This window comes from Pseudomonas sp. 39004 (genome assembly GCF_028682155.1).
Classification (GTDB): domain Bacteria; phylum Pseudomonadota; class Gammaproteobacteria; order Pseudomonadales; family Pseudomonadaceae; genus Aquipseudomonas; species Aquipseudomonas capeferrum.
In genome coordinates this window covers 1-12,926 of record NZ_JANIAG010000161.1, presented here as the reverse complement: position 1 = coordinate 12,926, position 12,926 = coordinate 1, and the positions used below count along the sequence as shown (strand labels likewise).

Annotated in this window: 9 protein-coding genes; 6 read left to right on the top strand and 3 right to left on the bottom strand. The window is 62.5% G+C overall.

Annotated features, from left to right (window positions below; all coding sequences use genetic code 11):
- The 5 genes from NP534_RS21815 to NP534_RS21795 form a co-directional block, all read left to right on the top strand.
- Positions 1-617 (top strand): cellulose biosynthesis cyclic di-GMP-binding regulatory protein BcsB (locus NP534_RS21815; RefSeq protein ID WP_274100076.1); only part of this gene is annotated, 617 nt, incomplete at its 5' end.
- Entirely contained in the window at positions 617-1,732 is a 1,116-nt protein-coding gene (bcsZ, locus tag NP534_RS21810) for a cellulose synthase complex periplasmic endoglucanase BcsZ (protein ID WP_274100075.1), read from the top strand. The genes NP534_RS21815 and bcsZ, both read left to right, overlap by 1 nt.
- Positions 1,720-5,238, top strand: a complete 3,519-nt coding sequence (gene bcsC / locus NP534_RS21805; RefSeq protein WP_274100074.1) for a cellulose synthase complex outer membrane protein BcsC — start codon at positions 1,720-1,722, stop codon at positions 5,236-5,238. Before bcsZ ends, bcsC begins: the two co-directional genes overlap by 13 nt.
- Before the next feature lie 668 nt (positions 5,239-5,906).
- Positions 5,907-7,031 (top strand): DUF4062 domain-containing protein, encoded by a 1,125-nt coding sequence (locus NP534_RS21800; protein ID WP_274100073.1) that lies wholly within the window; start codon positions 5,907-5,909, stop codon positions 7,029-7,031.
- A 5-nt stretch (positions 7,032-7,036) separates the two neighbouring features.
- Positions 7,037-8,806 carry an alkaline phosphatase family protein gene (locus tag NP534_RS21795; protein WP_274100072.1) on the top strand — a complete coding sequence of 590 codons (1,770 nt, stop codon included), beginning with the start codon at positions 7,037-7,039 and terminating at the stop codon, positions 8,804-8,806.
- A 138-nt stretch (positions 8,807-8,944) separates the two neighbouring features.
- Here the strand turns inward: NP534_RS21795 and NP534_RS21790 are convergent, their stop codons facing one another.
- The 3 genes from NP534_RS21790 to NP534_RS21780 all read right to left on the bottom strand — a co-directional run bounded on the left by NP534_RS21790 (position 8,945) and on the right by NP534_RS21780 (position 10,841).
- Positions 8,945-9,274: a hypothetical protein gene (locus tag NP534_RS21790; RefSeq protein WP_274100071.1), complete on the bottom strand. Its 330-nt coding sequence runs from the start codon at positions 9,272-9,274 to the stop codon at positions 8,945-8,947.
- Between the two features lie 221 nt (positions 9,275-9,495).
- Positions 9,496-10,137 carry a 3-oxoacid CoA-transferase subunit B gene (locus tag NP534_RS21785; RefSeq protein WP_274100070.1) on the bottom strand — a complete coding sequence of 214 codons (642 nt, stop codon included), beginning with the start codon at positions 10,135-10,137 and terminating at the stop codon, positions 9,496-9,498.
- 8 nt (positions 10,138-10,145) lie between these two features.
- Entirely contained in the window at positions 10,146-10,841 is a 696-nt protein-coding gene (locus NP534_RS21780) for a 3-oxoacid CoA-transferase subunit A (protein WP_274100069.1), read from the bottom strand.
- 641 nt (positions 10,842-11,482) lie between these two features.
- Here NP534_RS21780 and NP534_RS21775 point away from each other — a divergent pair.
- Positions 11,483-12,775 (top strand): AAA family ATPase, encoded by a 1,293-nt coding sequence (locus tag NP534_RS21775; RefSeq protein ID WP_274100068.1) that lies wholly within the window; start codon positions 11,483-11,485, stop codon positions 12,773-12,775.
- Positions 12,776-12,926: the final 151 nt, after the last annotated feature.

Genomic DNA, 12,926 nt, shown 5'->3' with positions numbered 1-12,926 from the left:
TCTTCCGATCTATCGGTTACCCGGCGCTTGGTCTGAAGCTGGTCGATGACTGGAAGCAGGCAACGGCCGCCGACGCCGACTTGTTGCTGATTGGCAGCTTGCCCGAGGCTTTGAGCGATGCGCCTAACCTCGGCCTGCTGCTCAGCGCCCAGCGTGACTGGCTGCTGCAAGGCCGCAGCGCAGGGTTGCCAGGCAGCCAGCGCTTCGACACCGCACCGGTGGCCGCAAGCAGCCGTGTGGCGGTCAGCGCGCAAGCGCCGATCGCGGCCATCACCGGGTTGAAATCGCCTTTCCACGAGCAGCGCAGCGTCGTCGCCCTGCTGGCCAACAGCGACAGCGATTACGCATTGCTGCGCGACGTGCTGGGTGATGTGGGCAAACTCGATGCAGTGGCCGGTTCGGTGACGCTGGTGCGCAGCAGTGGCGTCACCAGCCAGTTCGTCGGCGAGCACTACTTTGTCGGTGCGCTGCCCTGGTGGATGTTGCTGTGGTTCCACTTGTCCGAGCACCCGGTGTTGCTGGCGGCGATCGCGGCCCTTTGCGTGGTGCTGTTTGCCTTCTTGCTGTGGCGGGCATTGCGCTGGGCAGGCCGTCGTCGCCTGGGCGAGGGCGGGTGATGATGCGTCCGTTGCTGGTAGGGCTGGTCGCCTTGGGCTTGCCCGTTTTCGCCAATGCCGCACCCGCCTGCCCGTGGCCGGCCTGGGAGCGCTTCAAGGCCGAGCTGGTGAGCGTGGACGGGCGGGTCATCGACCCGAGCGATGAGCGCCTGATCACCACCTCGGAAGGGCAGAGTTATGCGCTGTTCTTCGCCCTGGTGGGCAATGACCGGGAGGCGTTCGCGCAGGTGCTGGGCTGGACCGGCAACAACCTCGCCGAGGGCGACCTGGCGCGTCACCTGCCAGCCTGGTTGTGGGGCCGCAAGGGCCAGAACCAGTGGCAGGTGCTGGACGCCAACAACGCCAGCGACGCCGACCTGTGGATTGCCTACAGCCTGCTGGAGGCGGGGCGGCTTTGGGAGATGCCTGCCTATACGCAACTGGGGCAGCACATGCTATGGCGCATCGCCGCCCAGACCGTGCGCAAGCTGCCGAGGCTGGGGGTGATGCTGCTGCCTGGTGACTACGGCTTCGAGGATGCCAACGGCACCCGCTTGAACCCAAGCTACCTGCCGCTGCAGGTATTGGACCGCTTCAGCCTGGTGGACCCGCTGTGGGGCGAACTGGCCGCCAACACGCGGCGTCTGTGGCTGGCTTCGTCGCCAAAGGGCTTCGCCCCGGACTGGCTGCTGTGGACGCCGGCCGGTGAGCTGGCTGCGGACCCGCAGCATGGCAACGCCGGCGACTACGACGCCATTCGCGTGTACCTGTGGGTCGGCATGCTGGCCGAGGGCGCGGCGCAACGTGCCGAACTGCTGGCCCACTATGCCCCGATGGCGGCAGTGACCGCACACCAGGGGCTACCGCCAGAGCGCGCGGATGCGCACAGCGGTAACACCAGCGGCCATGGCCCGGCGGGGTTCTCTGCAGCATTGTTGCCATTGCTGGCCACGTCGCCAGCGCACGTTGCCAGCCTTGCCGCCCAGCGTCAGCGCCTGCACGAGCAGCCAGTCGAGGCCAAGGCCTATTACGGCCAGGTGCTGGCGCTGTTTGGCCAGGGCTGGGATGAAGCCCGTTACCGTTTTGACTCGCACGGCCGCTTGTTGCCGGCCTGGAGCGCGCCATGCAGCGAATGATTGGCGTGGTGATGCTGGCGACGCTGGCGTGCCAGGCCGTAGCGCAACCCAAGGATGCCGCTGAACAGCGCCAATGGCTGCTGGACCAGGTGCGTCGGGGCGAGGCATTGCACCGTGACGATCTGGTGCGCGATGCACTGGGCCGCCTGCAATTGCTGGAGCCACGCAACCCGGACGTGCTGCTGGCAGCCCTGAGCCTGGCGTTGCGTGACAAGAACACCTCCGAGGCCCAGCAGTTGCAGGCCAGGATCACTGCCCTGGCGCCTGGCAGCCTGCAGGCACGCCAGGCCACGCGCCTGCTTGCGCTGCAGCAGCCAGAGGCGGCGCGACGCTTGCAGCAGGCACGCCTGTTGGCCGTTACCGGGCGCAATGAAGAAGCGCTGGCGGCGTATGAGCACTTGTTTGCGGGTGAACCGCCCAGCCTTGAGCTGGCCCTTGACTACTGGCGCGTGCGCGGCAACCTGCCAGGCCAACGCCCTGAAGCCATCCGCCAGTTGCAGCAACTGGACCGGCAGTACCCTGGCAGCGCCGGGCTGCGCCAGACCCTGGCCGGTTGGCTGTTCGCTGAGAACCGCGACCGCGAAGCGCTGGCGCTGCTCGATCAACTGTCACGCGACCCTGGCGCACGCGATGCCGCTGCCCAGCGCGAGTTCGACTACCTGTCCGGGCAGGCGGTGAGCACCGCCAGTGCGGCGGCCTGGCAAGCTTTCCTGCAACGCTACCCGGCCTCGCCGCTGCTGGCCCAGGCCAGCGATAACCTGCAACAGCAGCGCAAACTGCTGGCCGACCCATCCTGGCAGGCTGGCCAGCGGGGCAAGGCGTTGCTCGACAAGGGCCGTAACGCCGAAGCTGAAGCACAACTGCGCCGGGCGCTGCGCCAGTACCCGGACGATGCCAGCCTGTACGGTGCCCTGGGTTATGCGCTGATGCGCCAGAGCCGCTACCAAGACGCCAACGCTGCGTTCCGGGCGGCCAGCGTCAAGGAGCAGGACACCTACTGGATCAGCCAATGGAAAGACCTGGAGTCGTCCAGCCAGTACTGGGCGCTGCTCAACAAAGCTGAGCGGGCATTGCAGGCAAACGACCTGCGAGGCGCGCGCGCCCTTTACCTGCAGGCACGCCAGCAGCGTCCCAAGGATGAATACGCCTTGCTGGGCCTGGCGGATGTCGCGCTGGCAGAGGGCGATGCGGCAGCTGCCGAGCGCCAATTCCTGCAGGTGCGGCGCATGGCGCCGGATAACGAAAGCGCTGTGCGTGGCCTGATGCGTGTGTACCAGGCGCAGTCGCCAGACAAGGCGCAGGCATACCTGAACAGCCTGCCGCCACGCCAGCAAGCGCAATTCGCCAGCCTGCGCCGCAGCCTGGAACTGGCGCGCCTGCGTCAACAGGCTGATGAAGCCCTGCAGCGCGAAGACTGGCAGGCGGCCAGCCAGGCGCTGGGCCAGGCAGCTGCCTTGGCCCCCGATGAGCCTTGGCTGGTCTATCAGCTGGCCAACAGCTTGCGTCACCAGGGGCGCACCGCCGAGGCCGACGCGGCATTCGCCAGGCTGGTGCAGCACCAGCCACTCGACCCGGCGACGCGCTATGCCCACGGCCTGTTTCTGGAGTCCAGCGACCGTGATGCCTTGGCTCTGGACAGCCTGGGCGCGGTACCGCAGGCAACCTGGAACCCGGACATGCACGCGCTGCAGCAGCGTATTCAACGGCGCATGACCCTGGCCTCGGCGCAACAGCTGCAGGCACAAGGCCGTAGTGCCGAGGCATCAGCTTTGCTGGAAGCCAGTCTGGCGCGTGGTGAAGGTAGCCCGGATGACGTGATGCTGTTGGGCGACTGGGCAGCAGCGCGCGGTGAACCTGGCAAAGCGCATGGCTATTACCAGCGTGTGCTTGCCGTACAGCCTGGGCGTGCTGATGCGCGGCTTGGGGTGATGGAAAGCGCCGTGGCCCAAGGCAACCTGGCGCAGGCCCGGCACATGCTGGGCGTGCAGGTGCCACAATTTGCCGCTGATGACAGCAACGCCCAACGGCGTTTGGCGGCGGTCTGGGTTGCCTTGGGCGAACACGAGCAAGCGGCGAGGCTGCTCGACCGGATTGCAGCGCAGCAGACGCGCCCCGATCCGTTGTTGCGGCGTGATGCCGCCCGCCTGGTGGCGCAGGATGACCCGCAACGGGCGCTGGACCTCTATGCGGCGGCCATGGCCGATGCGCAGTTGCTCGACCGCGCCGCCGTGTCGCCACGCGACGACCGCGCGCTGACACTGGCCAGCCGCGAGCAGGGCGCCGATGACTGGCTGGCGCGCAGCTTGCGCAGCGACGTCGATGCCCTGTATCGCCAGCGCAATACCCACGTGACCCTGATGCATGATTACGGCTGGCGCGAGGATGACGGTACGCCGGGCACGTCCGAGCTGAGCACCCAGTCGACCTTGTTGCATGTCGATACCCCCTGGCAGGACGGCACCGCCTTTGCGCGTATAGAACGTATCGGCATGGATGCGGGCTCGTTCGAGCAGAACGATCAGGGGCGCTACACCCCCGACTTCGGCAGCTGCCAGTTTGTTGGCCAGACGGATGACGGAAAATCGCTGCCCGCGTGTACGGGCGGCTCGCAGACAGCCAACGGCAGTGTGCTGGCGCTGGGTTGGCAGGGCAACCGCTGGGCCTTCGACCTGGGCACCACCCAGGGCTACGCAGTCAACAACTGGCTGGGTGGGGCAACGGTCAACGGCGACCTGGGCCAGGTAGGCTGGTCAATGACCGCTTCGCGGCGGCCGATGAGCAACTCGCTGCTGTCGTTCGCCGGGGCACGTGACCCGGCAACCGGCGTGCGCTGGGGCGGGATCACGGCCAATGGCGCCACACTTGGCCTGAGCTGGGACCAAGGGGGCGATAACGGCGTCTGGGCCAGCCTGGGGCACCACTGGCTGTATGGCGAGAACGTCGCCGACAACCAGCGCACCCGCGCCATGGCCGGCTACTACCACCGCCTGGTGGAAAAAGCCGACGAGCGCGTACGCGTTGGCCTGACGCTGATGCACTGGCGTCACGACAAGGACCTGGGCGGCTACAGCCTGGGGCAGGGCGGCTACTACAGCCCGCAACGCTACACGTCGGTGGGCGTGCCGGTCAGTTACGCCTGGCGCAACTACGACTGGTCGTTGCTGCTGGAGGGTTCGGTCGGTTGGTCCCAAGCCCACAGCGGCCGCAGCCGCCTGTACCCGGACGCGCACATCAACCACAAAGTACTGGCGCAGTATGACGTGCGCTCGAACATCGATGCCATGAACGACGCCAGCGACAGCAGCGGCCTGGGCTACCGCCTGCGCGGCCTGTTCGAGCGCCGCCTGAGCGACCACTGGGTGCTGGGGGGCGGGTTCGATTGGCAGCACAGCGATGACTATGCACCTAGCCACGGCATGCTTTACTTGCGCTACCTGTTCGAGCCATGGCGGGGCAACCTCGCGCTGCCGGTGACGCCGCTGGAGCCGTACAGCGAGTGGCGTTGAGGCACGGTGAGCCTAGTGTGGTGTTTCAGAAATATACCAATGAACATTACATATCCAGGGCCCGTGCCGCATGGGCGACTGAGGCCAGAATGCCCTCGGCTTTTTTAAGGGGAGATGGGATGCCTGGAGATTGTATTCGCGGCCACCAGGTGCCTGGCTTGGCATTTTCAGCGCCTGTCAGATCGAGCGCCGCCCGCGCGGCGCATCGCGAGCTACGCTCGCTCCTACGTTTGTTTCGGGCCAGTAACGCCTGCACCCGTGCACGCGACCGCCTTGTTTGTACGACACGATATCCAGCCAGGTGCCCAAGGCGTTCGCGCGCAAATCCCACAGGAATAACTGGCCCGAAACAAACGTAGGAGCGAGCGTAGCTCGCGATGCGCCGCGCGGGCGGCGCTCGATCTTCGCCCCACCTCCAAACCCAAGACAGACACCTAGCCGCCATTACCTTATCTCCCGACAAGGGCATAGCAGCCTCACTTCCCCCACATTCCTTGAAGAACCATAAAAAGCCGAGGACATCCTTGTCTCAGTCGCTCGTGCGGCACGGGCCTGAACAGCATCATGCCCATGCTTTTAGACACGGTCTTCGCCTGATCTATGCTAGGGGCGAAAACCTGTTATCGATCAAAGACTGTTGAGGCCTCGCACGTGGGGCAGGAGCAAGGATGGCCCAGTCAAAGAAAATCAGAGTCATGTTGTCCAGTCGCTGCAACGACCGTTTTCCCGCTGGCAGGGATCAAACCCTCAGCAGTATCCGCGCGCAGCTCAAGCGTGAGATAGAAGGCACGACGCTGTTTGGCAAACAACTGTTCGAAGTCTGGATCAACGAAGATGCACCCCCGGCCGATGGCATGCATGACAGTTGGGACGCTTGTTTACAAGCCGTGCGCGATTGCGATGTGCTGTTGGTGCTGTCCAATGGCAATGCCGGCTGGGCCAGTGGTGACGGTGACATCGGCATCTGCCATGCGGAGTACATGGAAGGGCTTGCCACCACGCGCGGGAAGGTGCGCTTCATCGCCATGCCGAATATTCCGGTCGGTGATAGCCGGGAAGCTGAGGCAGCACGTAATCAGCGCTTCCAGGCGTTTATCGCGCAACAGACCCCGTTCAGGGGGGGAATGGTCTCTACCGTCGAGCAGTTGCGCGACCGCGTTCAGGAAGCGCTGCTCGAAGCGGTGGTGGTTCTGACTCAGCGGGGGGTAACCGCTGCCGCTTCGAGCCGCTTCGACATGGGCCAGGCGCTCGATTGGACACGGATGGACTTTCGTCAGCGCAAACGCGCGATGGAAACGGTGTTGCTGCAGGCGCTTACGGGTGGCGAAGCCCCGGTTGGCGATGCGTATGCCATTGTTCCAATGGCCGACGTGAATATCGCTGTGTTTGTCCATGCAATCCCGGCTGCGTTCACCGTTGCCGCTGCGCGTGAGTTGGTGGGTAAGCCCTTTCTTCGGGACCATGAGCATGCTCATTTATTGCAAGACGCGCATGGGCCGGTGCACCTGATTGCCTGCCATCGTGGGGCTACAGAGACTCAGGCCACGGCGTTGCTGGGCTTTGCTGATGCAACGGTGGTCAGCGGACCCTTCGGTGTGTTTGTCGCGGATGATGTACAGAAGGTACAGTTTGCCTTCCTGGCCAACTGCCGCGATGCGTCGCAAACGCGCCATGCGCTGCAGCGCTTCAGAGAATGGCTGGACCAGACCGGTGAAGCGCAGAGGTTGGCCAAGAGAGCCGTTTCGCGCGCCAGAATTGTCAGCGTTGTTGCTGCCGAGCTTGAGGGGAGATAACAGGGATGTCCAAAGCACGCTTTACCGTAGGGCCGGTGTTGTCTTTTCGCGGCGTCAGCGAAGCCGGGCAGTGGCAAGTGACTGCGTTGCTCGGGGTTGCAAAGGGTTCTGCAGTCCCCGCGCTGGTTATTGAAGGGCGGGCATGCGCTGCGCCGAAGGTGTTGCTGGAGCATGGCAAGGAAACCATCCTTCGCTATGACCTGAGCTGCGAGCAACAGGCCCAGGAGCGAACGGTGCAATTTGGTGTAGCGCAGGGCGGGCCGCAATGGCAGTTCTCCGTGCCCGGCCGAGACTATGCCCCAAGAATGGCCTACGTCTCTTGCAATGGCTTTTCCGACCCTAGTGGCATGCGCAAGTTGGTGCGCCCTGAAAATGCCGTCTGGGCTGACCTGATCAGCAACCATGACAGTGCGCTGCGCGATGCAGGTTACGTGCTGGACAAGGAGCAGCTTTGGCACGAAGCCCGTATCCATGACAAGGGCTTGAAGCGCTTTCAATTGCTGTTGATGGGGGGCGACCAGATTTACTTCGACTCGATCTGGGAAGATATAACCGCGCTCAAGAAATGGGTCGGGCTGTCGCGCAAGGAGCAGTTGGCATTCAAGGTAGGCGTGACGCTGGACAAGGAGATCGAATCTTACTATTTCGGGCTCTATGCCAAACGTTGGCTGCCGGATACTCGGCGTGACTGGGGCCAGGCCAAGCCGAACCTGGATGCCGCTGATGCGATGGCGAGAATCCCCACGGTGATGATGTGGGACGACCACGACATCTTCGACGGCTGGGGGTCTTACAGCCCCGCCATGCAGCACTGTGAGTTGTTCCAGGTGATGATGCGCCACGCGCGCAAGGCGTTCTGGGTGTTTCAGTTGCAGCATGCCCTGAATGACTTGCCGCCGCTGCAAGGGCTGAAGCGTGCAAATGTTTCCCAGCAGGACCCTCAGTACGAGCCGATAGCATGGCGCACACGGCTGAAAGGGGACCGTTTGGCCTTGCCACTTCTGGATGGCCAACCGGGCTTCAGTTTCGGCTTTCACATAGGGCCGGTATCACTGTTCGTGGCTGATTTGCGCACCGAGCGTTCACGCACCCAGGTGATGGGGGCCGCGACCTGGGCTGCCATGCAGGCTTGGCTCGGCACACTGCGTGACGGTGAGCCTGCTCATCCGGGGAGCAAATGCCAGCACCTGATCTTCATGTCCTCGGTGCCAGTCGCGCACCCCAAACTGTCCCTGGCTGAAGGGTTACTCGATACCTTCGGCCAGGACCATGTGCTCGACAGCAATGCTGACGACCTCAAGGACCATTGGTCGCACGGCGATCACGAGGGCGAGCGCAAGCGCCTGCTGGAATCGCTGACCCGGATTGCCGAGCAGAGGTTGCTGCGGGTATCCATCGCGTCTGGGGATGTGCATGTCGCGGCGTGGGGCAGCTGCTATCGCCGAGACATCCCGCCGACCTCGAACTGGGCGCAGATTCAGCAATTCACCTCGTCGGGTGTGGTGCATCCATCGTTGATCGGCGTGGCCGAACGGCTGTTTCTGCAGTTGCTGAACCACACCGCCAGCAAAGTACAGTCCATCGATGTGCAGCACTGTGTCGAGATGATGCTGTTCCCGGGGTTCAATCGCTATGTGATGCCATCCCGGAACTGGTTGGCGTTTGAGTTGGACATGGGCGGTGAGGTCGGTAGCAAGCTGTGGGCGACCTGGCGCTGTGAAACGGAGGCGGGGTTCTCCAACCACCTGCAGGCGGTGCATCCGGCTCAGAAGTAGAGCGTGCCAACAAATCCGGGCCTCAGTGCAGCCGATCGGCATCCTGCGGCCATTGCGAGCATCAGATTGGCTCACTCGGCTTGACCCTGATCAGACCAAGGTCGGTGTCGGGGGCAAGCCAACGCCCGCCCCGCCAGATCAATCTACCCGCACGAACACGTTCTTGGCCATGTCACTGCCACCAACGGCTTCCAGGCGTTTGCCGCCATCCAGTACGCGAACGTTGATCAGGGCTACACCGTCCTTGTTGCGAGCAGTGACCACATCGTCCTTGCGCTCCCACTCGTCGACCTTGACCTTGTTGCCGTTGGCGATGATGTAGTCGCTCGAGAACTCTACCGTCTGCTTGGGACCCTGGAAGCCCATCACGGTGGTGGTTTGTTCGTAGGTGCCTTCCAGCGCGTCGTTGCCGCAGCCGGCCAGTACGCAGAACGGCAACGCCATGAGCACGAGTTTGAGTTTACGCATGAGATTTCCTTATCGGTTGGTGGTGATATCGGCGGGCCAACCCATGGCGGACATTGATTCAATCAAGACCCGCCATGCGCTGCCTTACAGGGGGCAGAGCTTACCTGAGTGACGCCGAGGTATCACGAAATGTCATCAACGCCTCTCACTAACGCGCACTTGGCCCAGCTCGGCCAAGTAGAGCCGCCCGGGGATTCCAGGCGTCATACGGGCAGGGTGGATTACTTGAACAGCGGCACGCCGCTGAGCTTCTGCAACTCGTCGAAGTCGATGTCGGCGCAGATCTCTATCACCTGCAGCCCATCGGACGTCACCTCCAGCACGGCCAGGTCGGTGTAGATGCGGCTTACGCAACCGATACCGGTCAGCGGGTAGGTGCACTCGGGCACAAGCTTGCTTTCGCCGGACTTGGTCAGGTGGTCCATCATCACGAACACTTGGCGGGCGCCCGTGGCGAGGTCCATCGCACCGCCTACGGCCGGGATCGAACCTTCGGCGCCGGTGTGCCAGTTGGCCAGGTCGCCCTTGGCCGACACCTGGAAGGCGCCCAGTACGGCGATGTCCAGATGGCCGCCACGCATCATCGAGAAGGAGTCGGCGTGGTGGAAGAAGGCACCGCCGGTGAGCAGGGTCACGTGCTGCTTGCCGGCGTTGATCAGGTCATCGTCTTCTTCACCCGGCGCAGGGCTTGGGCCCATGCCCAGCAGGCCGTTTTCGCTGTGCAGGAATACTTCCTTGTCGCCCAGGTAATTGGCCACCAGGGTCGGTGCGCCGATGCCCAAGTTTACGTACGCGCCTTCCTGAATGTCTGCGGCCACGCGCTGGGCCATCTCGGTACGGGAGAGTTTTTTTGTGATGGTCATGGCAGGCCTCAGACAGCGTTGGCGATCGAAGAAGCGGCAGCGCCGGTGACGGCGACCACGCGCTGGACGAAGATACCCGGGGTGATGATGTGTTCCGGGTCCAGTTCACCGAGTTCGACGATCTGGTCAACTTGGGCGATGGCGGTCTTGGCGGCCATGGCCATGATCGGGCCGAAGTTGCGGGCGGCCTTGCGGTAGATCAGGTTGCCCCAACGGTCGCCCTTGTGCGCCTTGATCAGCGCGAAGTCGGCGTGCAGCGGCATCTCCAGAACGTACTGGCGGCCGTCGATTTCACGGGTTTCCTTGCCTTCGGCCAGCAGGGTGCCGTAGCCGGTCGGCGAGAAGAACGCACCGATGCCCGAGCCCGCAGCACGGATACGCTCGGCCAGGTTGCCTTGCGGTACCACTTCCAGCTCGATCTTGCCGGCCCGGTACAGTTCGTCGAACACGTAGGAGTCGGACTGGCGCGGGAACGAGCAGACCACCTTGCGTACGCTGCCCGCCTTGAGCAGTGCGGCAAGCCCGACCTCACCGTTGCCGGCATTGTTGCTGATGATGGTGAGGTCACGGGTACCGGTGGCGATCAGGGCATCAATCAGTTCAGACGGCATGCCGGCAGTGCCAAAACCACCGACCATGATGGTCGAACCGTCGGTGATGCCTTCCACCGCGCTGGCGATGGACTCAAACGTTTTATTGATCAAAGCGAGCTCCTGGTTTTTCCTGGAGTGTGGGTTATCGACCTTGTCTTCGCGTAGCGAAGCGGTGGGCCAATCAGCACCTAGGAATTGTTGGGTGACTGCGTACTAGCGTGCCGCAAGATCGTGCACAAGTAGAGGGAGCTAAGCGGATTTTGTGCGATTATCGAACTGTTGTGCGATGTGTGAGTATTGAGTGCAACGCCTGTCGACCCGCTGCATTCTGATCTGAGAACCGCTCAAACATCAGCTCCCGCAGCCTGCGTTAGGGCTTTCGACGAGTTCGCCGCGATGCTTTACAATAGGCACATGTGCCTACGAGGCTTTCCATGTACCCGAAAGACAAGCTCCTGTGGCTTATCGAGCAATCAGGCGTCACCCAAGCCCAAGCGGCTGAACTTATTGCCCAGGAAACCAAGCGTCCATGTAGCGTACGTAGTGTGCGAGCTTGGCTGGCGGCCTCTGATAAATCCAGCGCACGACCCTGCCCAACCTGGGCGGTCAGCGCGTTGGAGACTCGACTACTTTTCCTGAATAGGATTGCTCGATGACAGGTGCAAGTACCTTGTTGCCGGACAGCACCCAACGGTTTTGGGAGCATTCCATTGCGCCTACGGGTCGGCCCTGAATGACTGGAGACACCGCCCATGCTTAAAAACCTGACGTTTGAAGGGGTTGGTCCTGCAGAGAGGCTCGCCATCGACTTCAAACCGCGCTTGAACTTCCTGACCGGTGACAATGGCCTGGGAAAAAGTTTTGTTCTGGACATCGCTTGGTGGTCATTAACGCGCACTTGGCCCAGAGATGGCATAGCCACCCCGCGTAAGAATGCCAGGCAGTCGAGCATCGCGTACTGCTATCAAGGTAGCACCGGCGAATTTGCTTACAAAAGTAACTTTGACCATGAGTCCCAGCAATGGTCGGTCAAACAGAGCCGCCCGGCGATTCCGGGAGTAGTGATCTATGCAGGCGTTGATGGCAGCTTCTCCGTCTGGGATCCGGCGCGTAACTACTGGAAGGGAGACACAGGAGAGACCGCAGCGCCGAACCGCCCACGTAGCTTCGACTTTTCGCCTGATGCGGTTTGGAATGGCTTGCTTTCCAGCGACGGCAAAACCCAACTCTGCAACGGGCTGATCAGTGATTGGGTTCTGTGGCAGGAAGGTAGCAAGCCCGCTTTCGATGATCTGGTCAAAGTGTTGGATGCTCTCTCACCTTCTGGTGTAGAAAAAATGAAGCCAGGGGAGCCGATGCGTGTAGGGGAGAGTGTTCGTGACATTCCCTCGTTGCGCATGCCATACGGGCAAGATGTGCCGTTGACTCAGGCATCGGCTGGAATGCGTCGTATCGCGGCATTAGCCTACCTGTTGGTATGGACCTGGCGGGAGCATCAACTGGCTTACGAGCGTTACCGGGTACAACCGGCAAGAGAGATCATCTTTCTGATTGATGAAATAGAGTGCCACCTGCATCCGGAGTGGCAACGCCGTATCGTCCCAGCGTTGCTCAATGTGATGAATGCACTGACCGGAAGCCGTGAGGTACCTGTACAGCTATTGGCGGCGACTCATTCGCCGCTGGTGCTGGCTTCGGTCGAACCTGATTTTGATGAGTCGCGTGACTGCATCTGGGATTTCGATCTTGTCGGTACCGAAGTGCAAGCATCGCTCTATCCGTACTCGCGTAAAGGGGATGTGAATGCCTGGCTGTCTTCTGCGGTTTTCAACCTGAAGGAGCCCAGCTCCGTGGCTGCAGAAGAGGCGCTGGGGCGTGCGCGGACATTCTTGCGGGAAGTCAGCCTGCAGAAGGCGCCATTGACAGCTGAGCAGAAGCACACGCTCTGCGATATTGATACGGCACTTCGGGGTAGCCTGAGTGATGTCGATTCTTTCTGGATTCGCTGGAGCCATTTCCGCGAGCAGAGGCTGGGCAACGAATGATCCGAGTCGAGCCAGAGGGTGAGCCTGAGCGCTTTGATGAGACAGTAAGACAACCCGGGCTTCGTGCCATTGCCGAACTGGTAGGTGAAGAGGGCTTGCCCGCGCGTAAAGGGCGGCCCAGGAAGGTAGTGGCGCAAGCACGGGAAGCTAT

Coding starts and splice junctions, on each gene's coding strand:
- bcsZ (WP_274100075.1), top strand. CDS start 617: ATGATGCGTCCGTTGCTGGTAGGGCTGGTCGCCTTGGGCTTGCCCGTT.
- bcsC (WP_274100074.1), top strand. CDS start 1,720: ATGCAGCGAATGATTGGCGTGGTGATGCTGGCGACGCTGGCGTGCCAG.
- NP534_RS21800 (WP_274100073.1), top strand. CDS start 5,907: ATGGCCCAGTCAAAGAAAATCAGAGTCATGTTGTCCAGTCGCTGCAAC.
- NP534_RS21795 (WP_274100072.1), top strand. CDS start 7,037: ATGTCCAAAGCACGCTTTACCGTAGGGCCGGTGTTGTCTTTTCGCGGC.
- NP534_RS21790 (WP_274100071.1), bottom strand. CDS start 9,274: ATGCGTAAACTCAAACTCGTGCTCATGGCGTTGCCGTTCTGCGTACTG.
- NP534_RS21785 (WP_274100070.1), bottom strand. CDS start 10,137: ATGACCATCACAAAAAAACTCTCCCGTACCGAGATGGCCCAGCGCGTG.
- NP534_RS21775 (WP_274100068.1), top strand. CDS start 11,483: ATGCTTAAAAACCTGACGTTTGAAGGGGTTGGTCCTGCAGAGAGGCTC.